Here is a 24,962-nt window from a genome sequence, read left to right as displayed (position 1 = left end):
TTTGATTGATAATTTTATAGATAGACCCATATTTCAACATCTCCCCCTTTGATGTGACAGTGGCTTTTAGAATAAAGCCACTTTTTTATTATTGACTCTAAAACTTGATTTTAAATGCCACTCAAACCAAAGTACGAGTTACTATTTTATTCTTATTAAGGTGTACGGATGGCATACGAATTCCTGACACAAGCAACACTCAACAAACTAGCAACTGGCGAAATTTGGCAACGACAAATTAATGATGAAAGTATTATTGATGTCAGCTTAAATGCAGGGCAATTAATAATTTCTCAGCCTGAAGTTGAGGAAAGCTTTATTCCTTTTAGTCAAAAACTAATAGCTTATTGTGAACAGCTTGCGCTTAAATTTCCATTTATTGAATTTACTCAATCACAAGAATTTCATTCCACATTATTAACGATTTTTAATCAACAAAATGAGCAATTTAAACTGCAACGGCCTGTATTATTATCGTGGTGTCATGAGATTGCAAAAATCTTTAATCAAATAAAAAGTATCGAAATTTTATTTAATGACGTTGTCCTAACATCCAATGGTAGTCTGATATTAACGGGTATTTCAGAGGAATTAACACGCTTTAGGCAACAGATTTATCAGCAGATCCCAATTGAAAGTGAACTTCATAAAGACATTATCCATATTACGCTTGGGCGATTACGTGATAGTACGTCATCAGCAGATATAAAGAAGCTTTATGATGAGCTAGAGCAAAACCGATCATCATTAATACATTATGCAATTAACACCCCTATCATTATCCGACATCCAAAATTTGTGGTAAGCAAAGGTTCGCTTTCAACAGAAGTACAGATGGGGTTAACGATGGAATTTAATCAGTTATGGCCATTTAGGTGTTATTAACCGTAAATATTAAATTGTACTCATCTTTTTGTGACTAAAGTGATATGGCTAATTAGTATATAATCCAGCGATTCTTTTTATTCGGATTATTTGTTTGAATTATGAATGTAAAATATCGTGCTGATGTAGATGGTTTAAGAGCGGTCGCTGTTATTCTGGTTATCCTTTTTCATTTGGATAATCGTTTAATTCCTTCGGGATTTATTGGCGTCGATATTTTCTTTGTGATCTCTGGTTTTTTGATTTCGCTAATAATTAAAACTTCATTGTCACAAGGTAATTTTTCATTTCGTGATTTTTATAATCGTCGATTATGGCGATTACAACCACTTTATCTTTTTGTATTAATTGCGGTTCTAGTGATATCTGGGCTTTTTTACCTACCTAGCGATTATTTAGATATTACAAATAGCGAGAAATATGCCTCAGCCTTTCTCTCTAATAAATATTTTGCGAGAGCAACAACTAGCTATGCAGCGCAAGATGCACTCTTTTTACCGTTATTGCATACGTGGTCTTTAGCTATAGAGTGGCAATGGTATCTTTTTTTACCTTTTACACTTTATTTTCTACATAAAATCAATGTAAAAGAAAGGGTTAATAGTTTTTATCCTGTGGTGTTAGTCACTGCTATTTCATTTATTCTGGTGTTTTATTACCAAAAAGATCAACCGAAAAATTACTACTATTTTAGTACGCGGATCTTCGAATTTATGTTGGGAGCTTGTGTTGCCTACTTCCCAACAAAGATAAAACCTAATCGAAGAATAAACGATGTTATTAGCTTAATTGCGCTAGGTATTATTCTTTGGATCGCATTCCAAAACGATATTATTGCAGGTTATCCGAACCTTAATACGTTGTATGTTTGTCTTGGTGCTACACTAATTATTTATACCGGACAACATGGGAGTATCATTGAAAAAATACTCTCGTTAAAGCCAATCGTGATCGTTGGGTTATTATCTTACTCACTCTATTTATGGCACTGGCCATTATTTGCTGTTGCACGCTATGTTGGTGTGTTTAATACAGAACTGCAAAAGGGATCACTGTTAGCATTAACCTTATTGCTATCGATTAGTTCTTATTTTCTGATTGAAAAACTGTTTAGAAGAAAGCGTTTAGCCTTTAAATATTCCATCACTCTCTTGTTAATTGTACCTATTTTATTCACTTTGGGGCTAAATGCATTGAATGAAAAATATAAAGGTATTGGAGCGAGGCTTGGGCAAAATTACGTTAATTTAGAAACAAAATTGAATCAATTTGATTATCCCAATCGAACTAAATGTATGAATTTTGAAGCCTCAGATCCAGATAAAATGTGTCATATTGGTGAAGTAGGAAGCCAGAAAAAAGCCTTTTTATTTGGTGATTCTCATGCAAATCATTATTGGGGCTTTATGGATATTTTAGGCAAAGACGCCAAAATAGATGTATATGCACAAGCAACTTCATCGTGTATTACGCTTCCTAATATTTATCTTTATGACTGGTCTAATCATAAAAATACAGTTTATCAACGTTGCTACGATCAAACGGCGAAATATTATCAAGTTATCAAGAATAACCACTTTGATTATGTAATATTTGGGCAAGTTTGGAATAATTACGCGTCAAATCATGTCATTAATAAGATAGGTGATGTTAGGACCGTTGAAGAGTCTCGCAAACGCGTTGAGAAAGCGATGCGTGAAGCGCTTGATATTATTATTGCCACAGGGGCTAAGCCTGTTTTTATAAAAACAGTTAATTCTATGCCAAGTGGTTTTATGACTTGTTTTTATGAAAATGCAAAATTAAGAAAGGATTTTGCAGATAATAACTGTAACCCCAAAAACTATAAAGGTGAGGGAAATACATGGATGAATCAGTTATTTGTTAAGCTAAAAAAGGACTATCCAAGCTTAATTATCATCGATCCTAAAGATGTGCAATGTGATAAAAATGTCTGTCTAACCGATATAGAAGGTGTGCCAGTTTATCGTGATGTAGGACATATTACAGATTATGCTTCAACAATTTTTGGCATGATGTATTTAGAACGTTTTGGTAATCCGTTAGTCGTGAATAATCCTTAATAAGACAATTAATCGATCATCAAAATAATAAAAAAGTGCGCAGTTATCTAAGATAGTGCGCACTTTTTACTTTTGAATATATTAATGATCCAAAGAAACAGAATGAACATGTTCAAGCTGTTTTAATGAGCAATAAAATTCGGGTAAGGTAATTTTTTGCCGAACTAACAGTTTCAAGTTCACTTCAACCCGTTCTTTTTTAATATCGCGAATAGTCAGGTTTTCAATCACATCTTTATGGCTTTTTAAATACTCAATTAATAGGGGAACACCACTTTCATGAGTAAATAACATGCGTACTTTAATCTTACCTAAACGTTGGTTTTTCATCTGAAATAGCACCACTTGTGGGCTAAGTTGAATAGCCATAAAAAAGAGAACAGTCACAATCATGGCATGCCAATAAAAACCTGAGCCACAAGCAATCCCAACACCAGCTGAAGCCCACACTATGGCTGCGGTCGTCAGACCTGAAATGGCATCATCACGTCGATGCAATATAACGCCAGCGCCAAGGAAGCCGACACCACTGATAATTTGTGCTGCTAATCTCATGGGATCACTACGAATATTGTCTGAAATATTGGCGTAATATTCCGCAGATTGAATAGAGACAATGGTTAATAAACAACTGGCAACAGCAATAATGACACAGGTTTTAAAACCGACAGGTTTTCCCTTTGATTCACGTTCTAAGCCAATAAGGCCGCCCAAAATAAAGGCGACCAGTAATTTAGCGATACTTGATAGTGATAAAGGGCCAATGCTGCCAACAAACTGAATTAATGCGTCCATGGTTTGCTCCTAACGTTGGCCTATTATTCTAAGACTAAAGAGTTACTGTACCTTCTGGTGCTTTCTTATCTTCGTTATTTTTCTTTTTACTCACATCATCTTTAAAGAAGAAGATAAAGAATAGGCTTACAACGGCAGCAACGATTGCTGGATATACCCAGAATGTTGACCACTGTGGTAATGCAGCATCACCTGTTTCTGTTACGGTTGAATTAAAGATTTGACCACAAATAGTGGAAGCAAATAATAAGCCGAAACCATTAGAGACAATAAAGCGTAAGCCTTGTGCTTGGGCACGAATTTCCGGTTTGGCTTTGCGGTCAACATAGATATCACCAGCAGTAAAGAAGAAGTCCCAACATAATCCCTGTAGCATTAATCCGATAACGATAAAATAAAACTCTGTATTTACCGCTGCATAAGAGAAGAATACCGAGCGAATGATCCAGCTAACAGCACCTAAAAGTAATGTAATTTTGAAGCCAAACTTCATTAGGAAGAATGACAATACAAACATAAACAGAACTTCGCAGGCTATACCTATTTGCATGATAGACGCCGCGTTATTAAAACCTAATGCTTTAATAAAAACGGGAATATAAGCGGAGTATGCTGTTTTAGGGATCATTAAAATAAAGATACTAAACATTAAGATAGCGAAATAACGATCTTTAAATAATGAAAGCGCATCTAAACATAAAATATCACGAGTAGAGAATGGCTTGCCTTTCGCTTTCGGTGGTGTGTTAGGTAAGGTAAAGCAATAGAAACCAAGTAAAACACCCACTGCAGAAGCGATATACCAAGTCATCGTACTACCAGAGAAGCCCATTTCACCTAATATAAATCCGATAGCCATAAAACCAAACGTACCGAATACACGAATAATAGGAAAATATTTCACACCATTAATATGGGAGAAACTAATACTATTTGAAAGCGCAGTTGTTGGATAAAACAATAATCCAATAATGAAAATTAAGAATAAAGTCATGCCACTGTTTTGTGCTTCAATAAATTGAGGAACACAAATAATGACTGCTGCATTAATTAAATGAAGGATGCCCATGACTTTTTGTGAAGCAAAGAAACGGTCAGCCACCATGCCAATAAATAATGGGGAAATAATTGTAGCGACACCTAATAAAGCGTAGGCATTACCAATGATGCTTGCCATACCATAGGTACTTAATACCAGTCCCATGGTCATATTCCATGCACCTTGCATGAAATATTGCACAAACATCATTATCAGTAAGCGAGAGGTTATTTTCATATCCATCATCGTTCTCCTCTTAATTTGTTTCTAACGTTAATCCGTCGTAGGCAACGCGGATATTATGAGGAGCACAAACAGCTTCTAATTCGTGATGAAGCAATTTGCCGCTATGTGAAACATGCGAAACGGCAATTTGTGTATCTTGATGTAAACAACCTTGCTGTTGCAGTTTTTCTTTTGCTGCAAATACGGTTTCTAAGCTCATATGATTATCGGTACGATCTTTACCATTGAGTCCATAAGTACATTCAAAAACAACGATATCAAGTGGTTTGTTTTCTAACCATTTCCATGTTAATTCAGGGAACCAACCAGAATCATGTCCATAGAAAATAACCTTGCCATCTTTCTCAATATGATAAACATAGCAAAGTTCCCATTTCGCATGATTAGCGAGTAATGGTGTAATTTTATAGCCATTTCTTTCGACAGTAACAAAAGGAATTAAGCAGTGAAAAGCAAAACGTTCTTTGCTGTAGCCAGGTAAAACTTCGATGCAACCATTAATCGCGCGATCATTACCAAAAATATGAAGAGGATGGTTAATTTCAAAACCATAACCTTCCATTCGGCTAAACAGATCGCCAACATTGAAATGATCCGGATGAGTGTGAGTGAATAGAAGGCTTTCAAAGTTGGTAGCATCCATTCCATCACGCATTAATTGATAACTAAATGTAGGTGATACGTCGATTAACATAATGTCATCAACAATGGCAGAAGAGTGAGTTCTGATATCTTTCCCACCAAGTTCTCTTGCTTTCAGGCAGTGTTCACAACGGCAGAAGGGATTGGGTATGCCTTCTGAGGCAGCCGTCCCTAAAAAATGAAGTTTCATAAGAAATCCCCTTATCCTATTGTTTTATTATGATTTTATTAATTATCTGGTGTTGGCTATCTATAAGCTATAGATTAATTTGAACGTTCCAATGATAAAATGATGAAGATTATTTGCCAATAAATGAAGATCAGATCAGTGATCTCATTCAAATTAAATTTCTTATCATATTGATTAATATTGATATATGTTTTAATTGATATTGATAATCATTTATTTCTGATAAGTAACAAGCGCTTGTTTTATAAACAAATTAAAAATGGAACGTTCAAATTAATTAGCAGTAGTCGCGATAAATAATTCAGGTATGCTAGTGAAAGCAGAAATTGAGATGGAAAAAGATCAATGGCAACGATTAAAGATATTGCAAAACTAGCTGGTGTCTCTCATGGAACAGTTTCTAACGTATTGAATAAACGTGGGAATGTGAGTGTTGAGAAAATTGAAGCTGTGTATCAAGCCGCCAAACAAATGGGCTATCAATTAAATACGCAAGCTCAACTGTTAAGAACTAATAAAAGCCATAAAATTGCCATACTTCTCCCTCAATTAGTTTCTGAAAAATATGCCGTTTTCTTTAATTCCTTAAGGCAGTCTATTGCTCATTTTCCTGAGGTCACTTACGATCTTTTTTTAACCGATGATCTTGAAACCACCGAATTAGAGGCATTACAGAAAATTGCTGCAGGTGGCTATAAACAAGTGATCACCGTTAGCTGTCTTAAAGATGCGAATATCTATTTTGACACGTTAAAATTACCGCCTTCTCAAATAGCATTTGTTTATCGTGAACCACTAAATACTCAACGATATTTCACACTCGATTTTGCTCAAGCCGCAGAAGCTATTTGCCAACAGATAGCCAAAACCACAGGTAAATTAGTGGGTATTTTTATGGGGAGTAGCGACTATTTAAATAATCAAAACTTTGCCAATGAATTACAAAATCGACTTTTAGAGAATGCACCCAATAAAAAAAATGTGGTGCTTTGTGCGTCAGATGAAGAGAGTTATAAAATTGCGTTTGATTTCTTTTCTATGGAGCAAATCCCAGACATATTTATTGCTCAAGATATAGAGAAAGCTCGTTATTTAACACAAGCCAGTTATTTCGGTAGCCATAATGATTGCCCTCCTATTTTTGCATTGAGCGACAATATTCCACCTGTATTAAAAGGATTGTATTACTTTCCAATGAATTACGCTCAACTTGGATTAGAAGTCATGGATGCATTAATGCAAGAAGAGGATGAAAGTGAAATAACTGAAAAGAATGTGACTTGTGTGCGTAATCAAAGCGATCACCTTTATACTTTAACGCCAGCAGTTGTCAGTGAGGATAAAGCAGATATAAGTCTTAACTTATTGATTTTACCTAGCCCGTCAACCAGTGCATTAAAAAAGCTGCTACCTCATTTTTATCGCCAAACAGGCATTAAAGTTAATTTAGCAATACATCCATACGACGAAGTTTATCAAATATTAAGTCAGTTACATTTACATCCATATTATGATTTATTGCGTATTGATATGGCTTGTTTTCCTTGGTTTGCGGAAAGGATATTACAGCCATTAGATAAAATCGGTAACGGATTAACCGACTTATTAAATAATTTTTCACTGCCTACTCAGCAGAAATTTAGCTTAGTGAATAATGTTGCTTATGCCATGCCTTTTGATGCCAGTGCGCAACTCCTATTTTATCGAAAAGACTTGTTTGAAGATCCTATTCTAAAAAGAATGTATTACGAAAAAACTGGTAATGAATTAACCGTACCGACGACATTTGAAGAATACGATAATGTGACGCAGTTTTTTACTGAACAACATGAAGAAGGGCAATTAAGTCGTCCAATGGGAGCTTCAACAACATTGGGTAGTGCAGGATTGATCGCAACAGAGTATCTATTACGTTATTACGCAAAAGGCGGGTGTTTAATAGGAAGCCATAATATTCCTAGATTGGAAATGCCTTTAGCAGGTGAAATATTAGAAGAATATTTAAAACAGTTGTCGATCACTGAGAATATTCATAATAAGTGGTGGAGTGAATCGGTTAGACAATTTGAGCAAGGGCATCTTGCTATGCTTATTGCTTATATGAATTTATTTAACGATGTTGCTCATAGCAATATTTTACCTAAAACAGGTTTTGCACCTGTACCGGGAAGTATTCCGCAATTAGGCGGTGGCGTATTAGGGGTTTCACGTTATAGCCAAAAATCACGATATGCAGAGCAATTTTATCGTTGGCTTTATTCCCCAGTGGTTATGGATCACCTTATTTTATTAGGTGGAAACAGTAATCATCAAAATTTCAGCCATAATCAAGAAATTAGCCATCGTTACCCGTGGATGACATTGGCTTATCAAGAAATTAATAAGGGAATACGAGAATCATCAGTACCAAATGGCAAATTATTTAATTTACGCCAAGCAGAAATTATTATCGGGCAAGGTATTACGAATGTCGTTAATAATATTATGACGATAGACGAGACTATCGAATATATAAATCAGCGTTTGTTAATAGATACTCAAGGTGAGCGGTAGGATTTACTGATTGTTATAAAAATGGCAGGGGATGATGAAATCCCCTGTATGTACACGACTACTCGCCTGCTAATGCTCTTGGAAATAATAAGTTATTTTCTAAGCTAATATGATTCATTAAATCATCGATAAATTCATTAATACCATTATAAAGCACTCGCCATGTGGTGCAGGCTTCAGGTGGTGGTGTGACGTTTTTGGTAATAAATTTAATTACTTCAACAATTTCACCCGCATCATCATGTTCATGTTCCATAACACTAATAGGTGCCCCTGCTTGGCTTCCTAATCCATTTTTTATCATAGGAAAGAGAATGCGTTCCTCTTTCATCATATGACTGGTTAGTTCATCTAATAAAAGTGTTAATTGACGAGCTAATCCTTTCGGGACAGTCGGTTTTGCTTCATGGACTCGTTCTACTTTTTCTGCTTGTAGAATAAGCTCCGGTAATTGTGCTCTATGCTTGTCATGATAATGAACAATAATAAAATCAATAATTTCACTCAATGGTGCTTGTCGCCAATCTTTTTCTAATGGCTGTTCTGAAAGGGCAATTAATTTACTTTCAATTTCATCAATATTGAGCCCTGCTTTCTCTGCAGATTTGCTTAATGTTCTTTTTCCACCACAACAAAAGTCGAGGTTATATTGACGGAATATGGCACTGGCGCCAGAAATAGATAGAGCCAGTTGGCCTAGTGGTTGATCACGTAAGTTCATAGTTTCACCTGTTTATACTCGTCATACTTCAAGTTGTAGCGTTGTTGACTGCGTTCATTCGCACTAGTCACATACTTATGTATGCTCCTAGCGACTCGCTCACTTGTCGCCTAGCTACACCTCGAATTATTTAGAGTATCTATTTGTGTTTATTTAAGTTGTAGCGTTGTTGACTGCGTTCATTCGCACTAGTCACATACTTATGTATGTGACTAGCGACTCATTCACTTGTCGCCTAGCTACACCTCGAATTATTTAGAGTATCTATTTGTGTCTATTCAAGTTGTAGCGTTGTTGACTGCGTTCATTCGCACTAGTCACATACTTATGTATGCTCCTAGCGACTCGCTCACTTGTCACCTAGCTACACCTCGAATTATTTAGAGTATCTATTTGTGTCTATTCAAGTTGTAGCGTTGTTGACTGCGTTCATTCGCACTAGTCACATACTTATGTATGCTCCTAGCGACTCGCTCACTTGTCACCTAGCTACACCTCGAATTATTTAGAGTATCTATTTGTGTTTATTTAAGTTGTAGCGTTGTTGGTTTTGTTTAGCGATATCACCATTAAAATTAAGCGGGCAGTGCTCTTAATAAAGCAAAAGCTTCTCTTACTTGCTCTTCTGTAACCACAAAGGCACGTAATACATTGTTATCATCAAAGCCTTTAGCGATAACACCCGACTGTGTTGTATTAATATTCCACGTTAAGTCATTACGCGCAGTTTCACCGGCAAGATGTAGTGGCATTAACGGTGTTTTCACTCTAATAATCATCGGTGGCAAATTAAGAGGTGCATTGTTTTCACCTACAAGTGATTTTGCTAAATGCATCGCACTTAATTGTATAGGTTGCAAAAATGGCAATAAGTTACCGTTGATTTGTGCACAATCACCTAATGCATAAATATCGCTATTACTGCTTTGCAGATATTCATTCACAATAATCCCACGATCAGTATGTAAACCCGCAAGATGAGCAAGCTCTATATTCGGCGTGAGCCCTGTGGCGGCAATAACACAATCAACCGTTAATTGATGATGCTGATTAAATGTCGCTAAAATACCGTTATCGACTTGTGTTAATGACTGTAACGGTGATTTCAGCATTAATCGGACACCAATTTCAGTGAGGCTAGATTGTAAACGACCACTAAGATCAGACGGGATCAAGGAGGATAATAATTGCCCTGAAATATCTGCAAGGATCACCTCTTTACCTGCTCGACTAAAATCCATGGCTAATTCAGTGCCAATTAAACCCGCACCTAAAATTAATACGCGCTTAGCTTGGTGAATTTGTGCTTCATAAGTTCGGTACTCTTGTTGACTATTAAGCGTAAACATTAACTCATGACCTGAAATAGCAGGGCAATACGTTTTAGCGCCTGTCGCTAAGACCAATTTATCGTAATACCATTGTTCACCTTGAGTACTCTGAATACGTTTTTCATCCGTATTAATATCAACAATTTGTGTATAAGGATAAATGGCTAGTTGATATTGTTGTGCAAAGTCTTCAGCTGTTTGCTTTGTTAGATCATCCGCATTTTGAGCCTGACTAATAACATGGCTTAAATCCGGCTTGTTATATTCATCAATGCTGTCTGAGGCAATAAGGGTAATGGGAATATCTGCATTAAATTTGCGAATGTTTTTGACTAATTGGCGCGCGGCAAACCCCGCGCCAATAATCACAATCCCATTATTGAGAAGATCTGTACTCATTTTGCCTCCTTTGCAAGTGCATCAAAGACATCTTTTCCTAATGAGCATTCAGGACATAAGAAGCTATCAGGTACTTCACTCCATGGTGTATTAGGTTGAACATTTTGCATTGGTTCACCTATTGCCGGATCGTAAATCCATTGGCACACACTGCATTGCATACGTGGACCTAAATCGATAGCTTCAACACGTGTGGTAACTTCAGGTTGTGATGAGGTTGTACAACAAGATTGAGTCGCAGGAAGTGGCGCTAATGCCCATTGACGTGCAATTTCGCGGCCATACTCACGACAAATCTCTTGGGCTTGCATGTCTGGACGCCATTTGGTTTTTAGCGCTAGTGCGGTTTCAAATCCAGCATCCATCAAGCGAGTTTGAATGCGGTCAACAGCACCACCATTCCAGCCATAACTCCCAAAAGCAGCTGCTTTCTTATTACGAAAACGTAAGCCTGTCATCTCTTCAAGCATGGCGGCAATTTTTGGCATCATGACATTATTCATTGTTGATGAGCCAACAAGTACGCCTTTAGAACGAAATGCACTGGTGATAATGTCATTTTTATCACTTTTGGCGACGTTATAGCTTTTTACAAACACATTAGGGTCAATTTCATTGATACCTTGTGCAATGGCATCTGCCATCATACGGGTATTGTTAGACATGGTGTCATAGAAAATAGTGATGCGGTCTTCTTGATAGTCAGCAGCCCATTTCAGATATAATTCAACGATTTGTGTTGGATTATCACGCCATACCACACCGTGAGAAGTAGCAATCATATCAACAGGTAAATTGAAGCCTAAAATTTCATTAATTTTTGGTGTCACAAGGCGGCTGAATGGGGTCAAAATATTGGCGTAATAGCGTTGGCATTGCTCAAATAATTCCGTTTGGTCAACTTCATCGTTAAACAACCGTTCATCACAATAGTGCTGACCAAAGGCATCATTACTAAATAAAATCGCATCGCCTGTTAAATAGGTCATCATGCTGTCAGGCCAATGTAGCATTGGTGTTTCAACAAAAATCAGTTGCTTGCCATTGCCAATATCAAGGCTATCGCCTGTTTTAACGATATTAAAATTCCATTCAGGGTGATGGTGATGACCATTGATTGAATCAATCGCATTTGCTGTGCAGTAAATTGGAGTATTAGGAATAAAAGACATCAGCTCAGTAAGTGCGCCAGCGTGATCTTCTTCTGCATGATTAATAATAATGTAATCAATCTCTTCGAGATTAATTTGAGCTCGTAAATTTTGCACAAACTCGCGACTAAATTTATGGTCAACTGTATCAATAAGGACATTCTTTTCTTCACGTATTAGGTAGCTGTTATAGCTACTTCCTAATAATGTTTTATATTCAGTGCCATGAAAATCACGAACTTCCCAGTCACGTTGTCCAACCCAATTAACATTATTTTTAACATGAATAGCCATTTTGTATTGTTCCTTCTCATTAATCTTTTTATAGGGATATGTATAGATATAATCAAGAAGCGTGCCAATTTTTATCTTATTGTTTTAAAATGATTTTTGTTTTTGTGGTGATTTAAATATTGTCAATATGACTATCTTTATCATGTCAAAATGACCATAATAACAGTCATAATGACTATGAGGTGTTTTTATGGGCTTTTCCGTTGATGTGTTGGCTAAAATTGCCATTGAATTACAAAAAGATGTGGGTCATCAAGATAGGTTTCAGCGTCTGGTAACCACGCTTCGGCAAGTGCTAAATTGCGATGCAGCAGCGTTGCTTCGTTATGAGCCCCATCAATTTATTCCATTAGCCATAGATGGCCTTGTACCTGATGTTTTAGGTCGTCGATTTTTACTTGAAGGGCATCCTCGCCTTGAAACTATCGCGCGGGCAGGGGATGTGGTTCGCTTCCCTGCGGACAGTGATTTACCCGATCCTTATGATGGACTTATCCCAGATAGAGAACATTTAAAAGTGCATGCGTGTGTGGGATTACCATTATTTGCTGGGCAAGACTTAATTGGTACGTTAACACTGGATGGAATGGACCCTCATCAGTTCGATACTTTTAGTGATGAAGAATTGCGTTTAATTGCTGCATTAACCTCTGGTGCATTAAATAATGCGCTATTGATTGAGCAACTCGAAAATCAAAATATGTTATTTACGCCAACCAATACGTTTAAGCCCACAGTAAAAACAGAGATTATTGGTTTATCGCCTTCGATGATGCAACTGAAAAAAGAGATAGAAATTGTTGCACCCGCAGATATGAATATTTTAGTGAGTGGCGAAACGGGAACGGGCAAAGAGCTGGTGGTAAAAGCTATTCATGAAATGTCTAATCGTGCAGATAATCCGTTAGTCTATTTAAATTGCGCGGCACTTCCTGAGAGTGTGGCAGAAAGTGAATTATTTGGGCATGTGAAGGGGGCTTTTACCGGCGCAATCAGCCATCGTAGTGGTAAATTTGAAATGGCAGATAACGGAACTTTATTTCTTGATGAAATAGGGGAGTTATCATTATCACTTCAGGCCAAATTACTGCGTGTCTTACAATATGGCGATATTCAACGCATTGGTGATGATCGTAATTTACGCGTTAATGTGCGTGTATTAGCGGCAACGAATCGTGATTTATGGGAAGAAGTATTAGCGGGAAATTTCCGTGCTGATCTTTTCCATCGATTAAGCATTTTTCCTTTGCATGTTCCACCATTACGAGAAAGAGATGAAGATATTTTGCTATTAGTGGGTTATTTCTGCGAGCAATATCGTCAGCGTTTTAATCTCACTCAAGTGATTATTAGCCCTGAATTACGCCTTTATTTATTACACTATTCTTGGCCGGGTAATGTGCGTGAATTAGAACATACCATTCACCGAGCCATTGTTTTAGCAAGAGCTGGAAATAAAACCGATAGCCTTATTTTACAAGTTAGTCATTTTGCTTTAGGGGCTGAAAATCCCGTTCACTCTGCTTCTCAAACATTACCTTCTGAAGAAAAGAATTTAAAAGAAGCAACGGATGAATTTCAGCGAGATTTAATTAAACAAGCATTGCTACGTAATAACCAAAATTGGGCGGCAACGGCGCGAGAATTATCACTCGATCCGGCTAACTTACGCCGTTTAACAAAACGCTTAGGATTAAAGTTGTCATAATTTAAAAAGAGAATGTCTTAAATGAAAAAAGGTAATTTGGGTGCGTGGTCCAAATTACCTTAAATAATTATGTTAGGATGATAAGTTGTTAATAAATTTCTATTTTCTGAATGCGTTCACCGTGATGGTTACCAGTTCTGTTAAGGTGCTATAAAATTGGCTATACCCACTCATTTTTAATTTATTTAAATAGTGAGGTAGCCATGTGGTCAAATGAAGGGATAATAATTCATTAACCGCTTCTTCTCTGTTTTCCGATGCCAATATCGCTGCTTGAAATAACATCAAACCGATATGATCAACAGGCTCTGGAAAAGGCGTATTTACTTTTAAACGTTCCCGTTTTAAAAACTCACTCAGTGCAAGGGTAGAATCCCCTTGTAATAAGCCCTCAGGATCTAAATAGACTGAACCCCAAGGAGGAGCGGGTAATGCATTAGGGCCAACAAAAAGATTTTGCCATTGGGTTTTTAATTGCTCTGTATCGATAGAAACAGAATCAATTAAACGTTCACACAAGCGGTTTTCAATTTTACAAGGCCACTGTGCTGCAAAATCCCCTGTTTTAAAAAAGTTGAGTGCAGTTTTATTGGTGTCATCATCAGGTGGGAATAAATAACAAATTCCCAATAAATTAAATGCAGCCGCATAATAAGAGAGTCTGCTCATAATTTTTGATACTTCCTTAAACAAACCCCAATTAATGAGGTTTGTTTTTTTATTATTTAAACAACAAGCTCAATTACAATTAGTGAATTGAGTAGAAAACATAGCGCAACATAAAGTCAGCAATAATTGCGATCACACAACCAAGTGAAAAAATAGACTCTGTTGATTTACTTTGATTTTTAGGTGCTAGGAATTTCACTAAACTATAACCACAAGCTAATACTGCAAAGGTTGCTAAGATCCAGCATGTAGTGCGTAACGAGCCAATGGAGTAATACACTTGAATAGGTGATAACGGGAATGTCACCGATTTTTGGCTATAGAGCGTGCTAGTTAAATATTGCTCATAAAAAGGTTGATACAGTAATCGACCGATTAAGCTAAATGTCATGATCCCCCATAATTGCCATTTCCAGCGTATTGGGAAAGAGCCTTGTGGTATTTCAATTCCTAACTTACTACCTATGCGTTGTAATACTTTGATCAGCAAAAAGAAAATAGCCACACCAAGCGTTAACATCGCACCGAAGAACATCACGTAAGTATTAGGGTCCATCCAGGTTAAAATAGAGGTATGGCGATAAATCGATGCCATGCAATAAATATCAAATAACCCAATCAGAATACTGGCACTTAATAACAGCATTGAGAGTTTGCGAGTGCGCCAGAGCCATAAAAAGGTTAATCCTAGGCAACCGACAAAAATAGCAGTGACGACAACTTCACGACTTAACCAAGCAGAAAAAACATTTCTAATGGCATTAGGGGCATTTAATGGCACACCTAAGTGAGTAATTGAAGCGATAGAGCCTAAACCCGCTAATCCACAAATAACAAATAAGGCTAACAGCATAAAGCGATAGTAGCTTTCTGCATTGAGATAATGAGAAAGGCGACGAGCAAAAAGCCCTGTTGTTAGCGCAAGACCGATGGTCGCATTCATCATAAATGTGAAGATTAATAATGACCATTCATTCATTTTCTTTCTCCCTTATTATTAATTCCGTCATTATTGGCACCCTGATGTGGGTTAATAACAAGGTTTGGATGCGTTATTTCAGGGGAAGGTAAACCTGTGACATAATCTAAATCGCCATAGCGTTCACGCAACTCATCAATAGGACCAAATTGGATCGCACCTAGCGGGCAAGTCGCAACACAAACGGGTTGTTCACCTTTTTGCTGTAAATCGATACAAAAGTCGCATTTTGACATCTGCTTGGTTTCTGGATTCATTTGTGGCGCGCCATAAGGGCAAGACCACGCACAAGCACCACAACCGACACATTTGTCTGTATCTACCATGACGATGCCGTCGCCTTCACGCTTATGCATTGCTGTTGTTGGACAGTTTTTAACGCAAATTGGGTCATCACAATGGTTACAAGAGATAGATAACGTGTAAGCAAAGACATTATTGACTAGTGCACCTTTAGGATTGCGGGTATAACCGCCACCCGTGATTTCATAAACACGACGAAATTTGCGTCCGACATCAAGGTTGTTTTTATCTTTACACGCAACCTGACACGCCTTACAACCTGAACAGCGAGCGCTGTCGATATAAAACCCTAACTGTTTGTTGCTCACTGCGGGATAAACGATAAATTTACTCATGCTTTTGCTACCTCGACCAATAATGTTTGGTGAGCATTGCCGTGTGCCATTGCGGTGCTACGGGATGATGTTAATACGTTGGCACATCCACCTTGATCTATGCCTTTTGCATCAGGTTGCCACCAAGCACCTGCTTGCAAGGCGACGACACCAGGCATAATTCGTTGTGTTAATTTGACGGGAACCATCGTGATCCCACGATCGTTATACACTTTGACTTTTTCGCCTTCTTTGATGTTTCTATCTTGAGCATCTAACGGGTTTAACCAGAGTTCTTGGCGCTGTACTTCTTGCAGCCAAGGGTTGGCAAATTGCGTTGAGTTTGCGCGGTTACGCCCTTTCCATGTGATAAGTTGTAGCGGGAATTTATCCGTTAACGTGTCTTCAGGGCCCTCAATGGCGGGTACATAATGAGAGAGTGCAGGAATATCGACATTATTCATGTCATATAAACGCTTAGAGAATATCTCAATTTTGCCCGATGGCGTTGGGAATGGATTATTCTCGATATCTTGAATATTTTTCTCAAACGCCACATTTTGAGTATGAGGACGATGTTTTAATAGATGACGACGTTTAACTAACAACTCTTTAAAGGTTGGAATACCGTCTTCAGGGCGTTTAACACTCGCATCATCGACTAAATATTCAATCCAATCGCGATCAGTCTCTTTACCTTCGCTAAATTGTTCACCTACACCTAATTTATCGGCAACTTCTCGTAACCAATCGTAGTCAGTACGACGCTCAAACTCAGGCTCAATAACTTTTTCAGAAAGAATAATGTAGTCGCCATAGCTCCATGTACCACCGATATTCCAGCGTTCTAAGAAGCTGGTTTCTGGCAGTAAAATATCGGCGTATTTTGCACTTGGAGTTAGATAGAGATCACTACAAACGATAAATTCTACTTTTGATTCATCTTCAAGTACTTTTGCGGCATGAAGAATATCGGTATTTTGGTTTGTCATGTAGTTACCCGCCATTGAGAAAATCATCTTGATTTCAGTATCAAGTTTCTCGGCGTTCAGTAACCCATTTTGTGGCGTGACTAAATTTTTATCTTCACACGCTTGTACCCAGTTGGTGATATTGATTTTCGCTTTTACTGGGTTAGTTAATAGGCTTGGCCCCGAAATAGTTTTACGTAATTCAGAGTTTAAAGCCATACCATAGCCGGCAGCCCAACCACCACGAACACCCACATTACCCGTGATAGTCGCAAGTAATGTCGCGCCACGCGCCGTCCGTTCACCACAAATATGACGTTGAGGACCCCAACCTTGCATTAATGCAGCCGGTTTTGTCGATGCGTATTCACGAGCTAGTTGTTTAATAGTATCAGCAGGCACTTTAGTGATGGTTTCAGCCCATTCTGGGGTTTTCTTAACACCATCTTTTTTACCCATTAAATAGGCAACTAAAGACTCATTTTCACCCACACCTTCAGGCATTTGGTGTTCATCAAAGCCAACTGTATATTTATCGATAAAGGCTTGGTCGTGCAGATTTTCGCTTACGATGACATACATCATCGCATCCATCATCGCGTTATCTGTTGTTGGCAATAACGGGATCCACTGATCAGCTAAAGAAGAAGCGGTATCTGAATAACGTGGGTCAACGACAATAAATTTAGTGCCGTTTTTCTTCATTTTTTGGAAGAAATGGTTTGAATGGCCAAAAATAGTTTCGTTAGGGTTATGACCCCATAAAATCACAAGAGGGGTATTTTCTAACGTATCGAGGGTGCTACCACTGGCAGCTGTGCCATAAGTATAAGGGGTGACCGCAAGGGTATTACCGTTACTGACTGAGTGATAGTTTTCCAGAAAACCGCCTGTGATATTAAACAGACGACGTAACATATTCGCACCAGAGAAAATACCGCCAGTAACGCCTGTACTTAAGCTGACAAAGCGAGATGCTGGACCATATTGCTGGTTAATACGTTGCATATTTTGTGCAATAAGGGTGGTTGCTTCTTCCCAAGTGATACGTTCGAATTTTCCTTCGCCACGTTTACCAACGCGTTTCATTGGGTATTTTAAACGGTCTGGATGATAGACAAATTTACGATAACCACGGCCTCGTACACAGGCACGCATAATTGGCATCTCTTCATCTAAATCAGCATCTGGACGTGTGCTAATACGGGTAACTTTGCCATCTTTTACATGGGCACGAATGTCACATTTACCGCCACAGTCAAAGCTACTGCAAGTTGAAACAACGCGCTCACCCTCTTCAGTTGTTATTGATTTTACTGGGATAGCGTTATCTGTTGTCGCAGCAAAAGAGTTTGATGCGAGAAAAGGGAGGGTGACTAATGCTGAGCTCGCTTGAATAAAGTGACGGCGGCTAACATCGTTGAGAATGCTCTTTGTATCACTATCGTGATCGGACTGATTGCTCATAATGAACTCTACCTTAAACATAATAGGCGGATCCCGATATACCCGATACTTGATATAAAGAATGTGCGTGATTTTTCTAGGCTATGAATAAAGGGAATGTCTGGTATCCGCTGCATTATTATTGAATGCATAGATAATTGCAGAAGGCTCGAAATAACCTCTGCGAGAGGGATAGTAGTTGATTAATCTTTTGCCAACATTCTAAAACCAGACAATGACATTTGAATTTCAGCCTATTTACTAGGAGTGTTAAAAGCTCGTTTTTTGATTGTTAATGAGGTTTATTAAATAGATATCAAGAAGGTTGAAATTTCACATAAGACACCCTCGTTGCTCATTTAAATATATAGCGATTTTAATTATATAGCTCATTATTTGCCAGTGTGTAGAGTGCGTGAGAACTGCTATATTAAAAAGGACGAAAATAAAAAGAGAGTGACCTAAACTGTGAGAAATGTACCGTTAAAAAGCGTTGATTCACTTGACCGAGATGTTATTGCGCTGGGTACAGACTATTTGCCCAATACATTGTTAGAAACGCATCAACATCGACGTGCTCAATTTTTATACCCGGCTACGGGATTAATCGAAGTGAGCACAGATGATGGCGAGTGGGTTATTCCGCCGTCTTGTGGTGTATGGATCCCACCAGAAACAGGGCATGAAACTCGTATGTTAGATGTGAGTACGCGAAGTTTATATATCGAGCCTTCTGCAGCACCTCGTCATAGCAAACAATGTGAAGTTGTCAGTGTTTCTCCTCTTTTTCGCCAACTCTTGCTTGAAGCTGTAGATGTGCCTGCAAAATATGACAAAAAAGGGCGAGATGGTCTTTTAATGCAGTTAATCCTATGTGAATTAGCGAAAGCAAAACCATTACCGTTTTTTGCACCTATTCCACAAGACAGTAAATTAGCTAAATTATGTCGTGATTTTATTCGTAATCCAAAAATAGATTCTTTACCGCAACAGTGGGCAGATAAATTACATAAAAGTGAACGCTCTTTTAGCCGTTTTTTCCGCCAACAAACGGGAATGTCATTTTCACAATGGCGACAACAAGTCTGTTTATTGAATTCATTAACACAAATCTTATCAGGACGCGGTATTACTGAAATTGCCTTTGATTTGGGTTATAACAGCGCCGGTTCATTCTCGACGATGTTTAAAAAACAGATGGGACAATCGCCTTCTCACTTTAGTATGGATGCTCTGGATATCGATAGGTTTTAGTTGAGTACGCTACCGTTATAAAAACGCGCCACTTAGACGCGTTTATTTTGCAAAAATCACTCCATAATTTAAGTTATTTTTGTCCTTACGGAATTATGCAAGCAATAAGGCAGAACCACTAAGCTAAGTGCGGTAATAATTGCTGTCGCGGTTAATACTACGAAAAAGGCATTTTCAAAGGCCATATTTGCTTGAGATATCACGAGAGAAGCCACTTCATTTGGTAACTTCTCTGCCACAATCAGAGCTTCGTCTAAACTGTCATAGACTGCATCGTTGATAGCTAATGAGTCAGGTAGTACGAGCTTTAAGGTGTACACGGTGCTCATCAAACTGCCCATAAATGTCACCCCAATCACACTGCCTAGCTCATAAGCTACATCTTCAATTGATGCAGCCATTCCAGCTTGTCTATCTGTCACACTCAACATAATTGATGTCGATGCTGTGGTAAAAATAATACCTAAACCAAAGCCGATTAAGAATAAGCTACCAATTAACACCATTGGAGATGTTGTTTGATAAACGGCAATTAACCACAGATTTCCCACTAAAGTAAGCATAAATCCGGTAATAATTAAGCGAGCTTCACCTAAACGCACCAAGAAATAACCTGTCAATGGAGAAGCAAGTACAGAGCCAATAGGAATGGGTAAAATCACCAGCGCCGCATTAAGTGGGGTGAAACCTGCAACAAGCTGTAAGCGTTGGCTGAGCAGTAATTCAATACCCACAATGATCACCATAGAAAGCACAGCCATTAAAATACCGATACTAAAAAAGCGGTTTTTAAATAACCCAAAATCAATCATTGGGTGAGTTTGTTTACGCTGACGTAAGGTAAATAGAGTGAGAAAGATCACTGCAATCACTGTGGCAATTGTGGCTTCACTCCACTGTATATAAGGTTTTCCTATCTCTTTTAGGGCATAAATGGCGCTGATCAAACCGACTAAAATCAGTACTGAGCTTAAATAATCAATTTTATGGTTGCCATGTCCAGCAAACTTAGGAATAAGCCAAATAGAGAATGGTAATACCAAAAGAACAATAGGGACGTTAATTAAGAAAACAGAGCCCCACCAAAAATGTTCAAGCAACATTCCACCAATTAAAGGCCCTAAAGCCGCACCGCCTGAAGCAACTGCAGACCAAATACCGATTGCAACCGCACGCTCTTGCGGATCGCTAAAGACTTGTCGCACTATCGACAGAGTAGCTGGCATACTCATTGCTGCTCCCACAGCTAAAAAACCACGAGATGCAATTAAGGTCATCGCTGTGGGAGAAAAAGCTGCACACAAAGAAGCAAGAGCAAATAATGGTAACCCACAAATAAAGAGTGTTTTATGGCCGATCCTGTCTGTGAGCATACCCGCTGCAGGTAATAATCCAGCAACAATTAATGGATAGGCATTCATTATCCAAAGTTTTTCTGATGCACTTGCGTTTAAATCATGAGTTAAACGTGGCAATGCGGTATAAAGCACTGTTACATCAACAACAATGAGAAACAGCATGCTAGATACCAAAAGTAAGACTATCCAACGTTTATAATCTTTTATCATAGAAATCTCAGTTATTTTTATGTGTATTATTTTTACTAGCAGCTATAATATAAATCCATACGACCGTATTGAAAAGAGGTTTTTTTATGGGACGTCAAAGAACCATTGATAGAGAAAAATTGCTAGAAGCTATCTTCGACATTGTGATGGAGCAAGGCGCGGCAGCATTAACGATTGATACTGTCGCAAAAAAAATGGGGATCTCAAAAGGGGGGGTTCAATACTGCTTCAACAGCAAAGAAGCAATGATTGATGCGATGTTTGAACACTGGGAAGGCAGTTATGAAACTAAATTTAACGAGATAGTTAAAAATGATAATTCGCCTGAAAATCGAGTAACAGCACATATTCGTGCTATTCATACGCATGATAAGGTTGCTTTTGCTAAAGGTGCTAGTTTGATGGCTGCATTGTTGCAAACACCAGAATATTTACAAAGTACAAAGGAGTGGTATCAACAGCGATTAACGGGGGTAGATACAACAACAGTCGCTGGAAAACGCGCTAGATTGGCTTTTTTGGCGGCAGAAGGTACTTTTTTACTGCGTTATTTTGGGTTGATGGATATTAATGATGATGAGTGGGACTCTATTTTTGAAGATATTGATTCAGAGTTTCTTCAGCAAGGGAAAAGGCAATAAAAAAGCATGCTGTAATGAGAAGAACAACATGCTTTTTATTAAAGATTATCAGGCTAATTAGAATTAGTAATACATGGCAATTAGCTTATTATCGAGCTCTTTAACGTCAACAGGAGTGTCGAAAATATCTTCGATAATATCCGCTTTCATGATCTCTTTGGGTGAACCGTGATAATACAGTTTTCCGTTACGCATGGCTAAAATATAGTCAGAGTAAACAGAGGCAAAATTGATATCATGAATAACGATAATAATGGTTTTTCCTAATTCATCTGCGGCTTTTCGCAGCAGTTTCATCATTATTACCGCATGTTTCATATCAAGATTATTCAGTGGTTCATCAAGCATGACATATTCAGTATCTTGACATAGCACCATAGCAACATAGGTACGCTGACGTTGCCCACCCGATAACTCATCTAGATAACGATGACGAAATTCAGTCAGATTTAAAAAGGCGAGTGACTCATCAATCACTTTTTTATCATCAAGTGTTAAACGCCCTTTGCTATAGGGATAACGCCCAAAACCGACTAATTCTTCTACGGTTAAACGACTAACAAACTGGTTTTCTTGGCGTAATATTGAGAGATTCTTGGCAAGAACATCACTATTAGTTGCAGCAACATCCATACCGTTAACGCTTACCATGCCACTTTCAGGAAGTAATAAACGTCCAATCACAGAAAGTAATGTGGATTTACCTGCGCCATTAGGGCCAATGATCGAAGTAATACCGCCACGTTGAATTGTTGTTGTTATATTATCGAGAACAGTTGTATCTTGATAACGTTTTGATACTTCGCTGATTTCAATCATATTAAAGTCTTCTTAACACCAAATAGATAAAGAACATTCCACCGACAAACTCAATCACAACAGAAAGTGTTCCTGTCATTTTTAAACCATACTCTAAAACCAGTTGTCCACCAATTAAGGCGATAGTACCTAGTAGGAAGGCGACAGGCATCAAGAAACGGTGCTGACTGCTACCACTGATATGATAAGCAAGGTTAGCCACAATTAAACCTAAGAAGGTTAGCGGGCCAACTAAAGCGGTAGAAACCGCAACTAAAACAGAAATCAGCAACAGGATATAAGTGGTCTGTTTGCGGTAATTGATACCAAGGTTAATGGCATTCGCTTGCCCTAATGCCATCACATCAAAGCTATAGCGCATACGCCAAAGTAAAACACCAACAACCACAATAATCGCTAAGGCACAAAAGATAAGATCAGGAGTGGCACGGGTGAAGGTGGCAAACATGCGACCTTGTAAAATGGAGAACTCATTAGGATCCATCAAACGTTGTAATAGTGTGGCTGAACTACGAAATAGTGTCCCTAAGATAATCCCAATCATTAAGACTAGATTGATGTTAAAACGTACTGAGCTAAACAACCAACGGTAGAGTACAACGGAAAATAGCACCAGCAATGTCGATTCTAAGAAGAACTTTGATAGATTCAGCATCCACGATGCAGGCATATCGCCTTCAAAGAAGACAAACACGGTCTGTAGCAACACAAACAGGGCTTCTAACCCCATAAGTGACGGTGTCAAAATACGGTTATTCGCGATAGTTTGGAACAGTATTGTGGAAACACCAGCGGCAAACGCCACTACAATCATGGTGAGAATAATGTAAGCGCGGTGAGTCAGAATATAAGAGATATTGCCATTTAGGTTTATCGTCATAAATAACACAATGGATAATAACGATGCCCCTAATAATAACCAGATACGAGACATGGGTGAGAGGCGCGTTTTCTTATATTCGACAGCGCCAGTACATTTGCTAATTATGGATGAATTAACTTTTTGCATAACGTTGCTGCTTTAGTAGTAAGAAAAGGAAAATAATGGCACCCACTGCCCCTAAGATAACACTGGCAGGTATTTCAAATGGGTAGCGAATAAGGCGACCAATCACATCGCACAGTAAAACAATCGCGCCACCACTTAAGCAAACCCAAGGGATAGTTTTACGGATATTATCCCCCATCACTAAGCTCACCAAATTTGGCACAATCAAACCGAGGAAAGGTAATGCACCAACAACAGAAACCACAACACCACTGATAAGCGCGATAATCGATAATCCTATTATCATTACTTTGCGGTAATTCAGCCCCACGTTAATGGAGAACTCTCGCCCCATTCCAGCCACAGTAAAGCTATCTGCAACCCAACACGCCATGATTGCCAGTGCGCCAACAAGCCATAAAAGCTCATAGCGACCTTGTAATACACTTGAAAAATCGCCACTGGTCCAAGCATCTAATGATTGCAGTAAATCGAAATATACCGCTAAGAAGATGGTGAGTGCGCCAATAACTGCACTGAGCATAATGCCGACTAAAGGTACTATCAGTGTTGTTTTTAAGGTGATCCTTTGCAGAAGTAGCATAAACAACAAAGTGCCAAGCAGAGCAAAAACAGTGGCGACCATCATTTTGGTAAAGATACCCGCTGCAGGAAAGAGCAGCATAACGACTAATAATCCAAGGCTTGCTGATTGTGTTGTTCCTGCAAGAGAAGGCTCAACGAAGCGGTTTTGAGTGAGCAGTTGCATTATTAAACCTGCAACGCTAATGGCACCACCAGCGAGTAATAATGACAGGGTTCTTGGAACACGGCTGATAAAGAAGATATCGCGCATATCGGGATCAGAAAAAAGCGAAGCAGGAGTAATATCTCCTGCGCCGACAAATAGACTGATCATTGAGAGGATAGCGATACCTCCTATCCCCAATGATAAATGGAACGTTTTCATTC

At 38.4% G+C, this 24,962-nt stretch carries 20 protein-coding genes; 6 read left to right on the top strand and 14 right to left on the bottom strand.

What is annotated here, in order from left to right; all coding sequences use genetic code 11:
- Nucleotides 1-168: 168 nt before the first annotated feature.
- Together NBG71_RS15650 and NBG71_RS15645 are read left to right on the top strand one after the other, a co-directional pair.
- On the top strand, nt 169-885 hold the full coding sequence (locus tag NBG71_RS15650; RefSeq protein ID WP_250916997.1) for a hypothetical protein: 717 nt from the start codon (nt 169-171) through the stop codon (nt 883-885).
- 101 nt (nt 886-986) lie between these two features.
- Nucleotides 987-2,969 carry an acyltransferase family protein gene (locus tag NBG71_RS15645; RefSeq protein WP_250916996.1) on the top strand — a complete coding sequence of 661 codons (1,983 nt, stop codon included), beginning with the start codon at nt 987-989 and terminating at the stop codon, nt 2,967-2,969.
- Nucleotides 2,970-3,050: 81 nt separating this feature from the next.
- Here the strand turns inward: NBG71_RS15645 and NBG71_RS15640 are convergent, their stop codons facing one another.
- The 3 genes from NBG71_RS15640 to NBG71_RS15630 are packed head-to-tail and all read right to left on the bottom strand — an operon-like array spanning nt 3,051 to nt 5,881.
- The gene (locus tag NBG71_RS15640; RefSeq protein WP_075672558.1) at nt 3,051-3,764 is read right to left on the bottom strand and encodes an MgtC/SapB family protein; all 714 of its coding nucleotides are present in this window, start codon (nt 3,762-3,764) and stop codon (nt 3,051-3,053) included.
- Between the two features lie 34 nt (nt 3,765-3,798).
- On the bottom strand, nt 3,799-5,046 hold the full coding sequence (locus NBG71_RS15635) for an MFS transporter (protein WP_075672557.1): 1,248 nt from the start codon (nt 5,044-5,046) through the stop codon (nt 3,799-3,801).
- Between the two features lie 13 nt (nt 5,047-5,059).
- The gene (locus NBG71_RS15630; protein ID WP_075672556.1) at nt 5,060-5,881 is read right to left on the bottom strand and encodes an MBL fold metallo-hydrolase; all 822 of its coding nucleotides are present in this window, start codon (nt 5,879-5,881) and stop codon (nt 5,060-5,062) included.
- 345 nt (nt 5,882-6,226) lie between these two features.
- Between NBG71_RS15630 and NBG71_RS15625 the strand changes: the two genes are divergently transcribed.
- Nucleotides 6,227-8,434: an extracellular solute-binding protein gene (locus NBG71_RS15625; protein WP_159242143.1), complete on the top strand. Its 2,208-nt coding sequence runs from the start codon at nt 6,227-6,229 to the stop codon at nt 8,432-8,434.
- A 58-nt stretch (nt 8,435-8,492) separates the two neighbouring features.
- Here the strand turns inward: NBG71_RS15625 and ytfE are convergent, their stop codons facing one another.
- From ytfE to norV, 3 genes are all read right to left on the bottom strand, one after another.
- Nucleotides 8,493-9,155 (bottom strand): iron-sulfur cluster repair protein YtfE, encoded by a 663-nt coding sequence (gene ytfE / locus NBG71_RS15620; protein ID WP_250916995.1) that lies wholly within the window; start codon nt 9,153-9,155, stop codon nt 8,493-8,495.
- Nucleotides 9,156-9,730: 575 nt separating this feature from the next.
- The gene (norW, locus tag NBG71_RS15615) at nt 9,731-10,885 is read right to left on the bottom strand and encodes an NADH:flavorubredoxin reductase NorW (RefSeq protein ID WP_075673992.1); all 1,155 of its coding nucleotides are present in this window, start codon (nt 10,883-10,885) and stop codon (nt 9,731-9,733) included.
- Nucleotides 10,882-12,330, bottom strand: a complete 1,449-nt coding sequence (gene norV, locus NBG71_RS15610) for an anaerobic nitric oxide reductase flavorubredoxin (RefSeq protein WP_099659226.1) — start codon at nt 12,328-12,330, stop codon at nt 10,882-10,884. Before norV ends, norW begins: the two co-directional genes overlap by 4 nt.
- A 190-nt stretch (nt 12,331-12,520) precedes the next feature.
- Between norV and norR the strand changes: the two genes are divergently transcribed.
- Nucleotides 12,521-14,038, top strand: a complete 1,518-nt coding sequence (gene norR / locus NBG71_RS15605; RefSeq protein WP_075673994.1) for a nitric oxide reductase transcriptional regulator NorR — start codon at nt 12,521-12,523, stop codon at nt 14,036-14,038.
- A 99-nt stretch (nt 14,039-14,137) separates the two neighbouring features.
- Here the strand turns inward: norR and dmsD are convergent, their stop codons facing one another.
- The 4 genes from dmsD to NBG71_RS15585 all read right to left on the bottom strand — a co-directional run bounded on the left by dmsD (nt 14,138) and on the right by NBG71_RS15585 (nt 18,741).
- Nucleotides 14,138-14,707 carry a Tat proofreading chaperone DmsD gene (gene dmsD, locus NBG71_RS15600; protein WP_099659225.1) on the bottom strand — a complete coding sequence of 190 codons (570 nt, stop codon included), beginning with the start codon at nt 14,705-14,707 and terminating at the stop codon, nt 14,138-14,140.
- A 79-nt stretch (nt 14,708-14,786) separates the two neighbouring features.
- Nucleotides 14,787-15,686, bottom strand: coding sequence for a dimethyl sulfoxide reductase anchor subunit family protein (locus tag NBG71_RS15595; protein WP_075673996.1), 900 nt, complete (start codon nt 15,684-15,686; stop codon nt 14,787-14,789).
- A complete protein-coding gene (locus NBG71_RS15590; protein WP_075673997.1) occupies nt 15,683-16,324 on the bottom strand; it encodes a DMSO/selenate family reductase complex B subunit in 642 nt (213 codons plus the stop codon). The genes NBG71_RS15595 and NBG71_RS15590 overlap by 4 nt, the downstream gene beginning before the upstream one ends.
- Nucleotides 16,321-18,741 (bottom strand): DMSO/selenate family reductase complex A subunit, encoded by a 2,421-nt coding sequence (locus tag NBG71_RS15585; RefSeq protein ID WP_250916994.1) that lies wholly within the window; start codon nt 18,739-18,741, stop codon nt 16,321-16,323. The genes NBG71_RS15590 and NBG71_RS15585 overlap by 4 nt, the downstream gene beginning before the upstream one ends.
- A gap of 447 nt (nt 18,742-19,188) precedes the next feature.
- Here NBG71_RS15585 and NBG71_RS15580 point away from each other — a divergent pair, with 447 nt between their 5' ends.
- Nucleotides 19,189-19,974, top strand: a complete 786-nt coding sequence (locus tag NBG71_RS15580; protein WP_075674011.1) for an AraC family transcriptional regulator — start codon at nt 19,189-19,191, stop codon at nt 19,972-19,974.
- A gap of 68 nt (nt 19,975-20,042) precedes the next feature.
- Here the strand turns inward: NBG71_RS15580 and NBG71_RS15575 are convergent, their stop codons facing one another.
- Nucleotides 20,043-21,542 (bottom strand): MFS transporter, encoded by a 1,500-nt coding sequence (locus NBG71_RS15575; protein WP_250916993.1) that lies wholly within the window; start codon nt 21,540-21,542, stop codon nt 20,043-20,045.
- Between the two features lie 86 nt (nt 21,543-21,628).
- Between NBG71_RS15575 and NBG71_RS15570 the strand changes: the two genes are divergently transcribed.
- Nucleotides 21,629-22,183, top strand: coding sequence for a TetR/AcrR family transcriptional regulator (locus NBG71_RS15570; RefSeq protein ID WP_075674000.1), 555 nt, complete (start codon nt 21,629-21,631; stop codon nt 22,181-22,183).
- Between the two features lie 63 nt (nt 22,184-22,246).
- Here the strand turns inward: NBG71_RS15570 and NBG71_RS15565 are convergent, their stop codons facing one another.
- The 3 genes from NBG71_RS15565 to NBG71_RS15555 are packed head-to-tail and all read right to left on the bottom strand — an operon-like array spanning nt 22,247 to nt 24,960.
- The gene (locus NBG71_RS15565) at nt 22,247-23,002 is read right to left on the bottom strand and encodes an iron ABC transporter ATP-binding protein (protein WP_075674001.1); all 756 of its coding nucleotides are present in this window, start codon (nt 23,000-23,002) and stop codon (nt 22,247-22,249) included.
- Nucleotide 23,003: 1 nt separating this feature from the next.
- Nucleotides 23,004-24,011 (bottom strand): iron chelate uptake ABC transporter family permease subunit, encoded by a 1,008-nt coding sequence (locus tag NBG71_RS15560; RefSeq protein WP_075674002.1) that lies wholly within the window; start codon nt 24,009-24,011, stop codon nt 23,004-23,006.
- Nucleotides 23,998-24,960 carry an ABC transporter permease gene (locus NBG71_RS15555; protein WP_075674003.1) on the bottom strand — a complete coding sequence of 321 codons (963 nt, stop codon included), beginning with the start codon at nt 24,958-24,960 and terminating at the stop codon, nt 23,998-24,000. The genes NBG71_RS15560 and NBG71_RS15555 overlap by 14 nt, the downstream gene beginning before the upstream one ends.
- Nucleotides 24,961-24,962: the final 2 nt, after the last annotated feature.

This window comes from Proteus sp. FZP2095, from assembly GCF_023701425.1.
Classification (GTDB): domain Bacteria; phylum Pseudomonadota; class Gammaproteobacteria; order Enterobacterales; family Enterobacteriaceae; genus Proteus; species Proteus cibarius.
The sequence above is the reverse complement of the archived record's forward strand: the minus strand, read 5'-3'. Positions and strand labels throughout refer to the sequence as shown.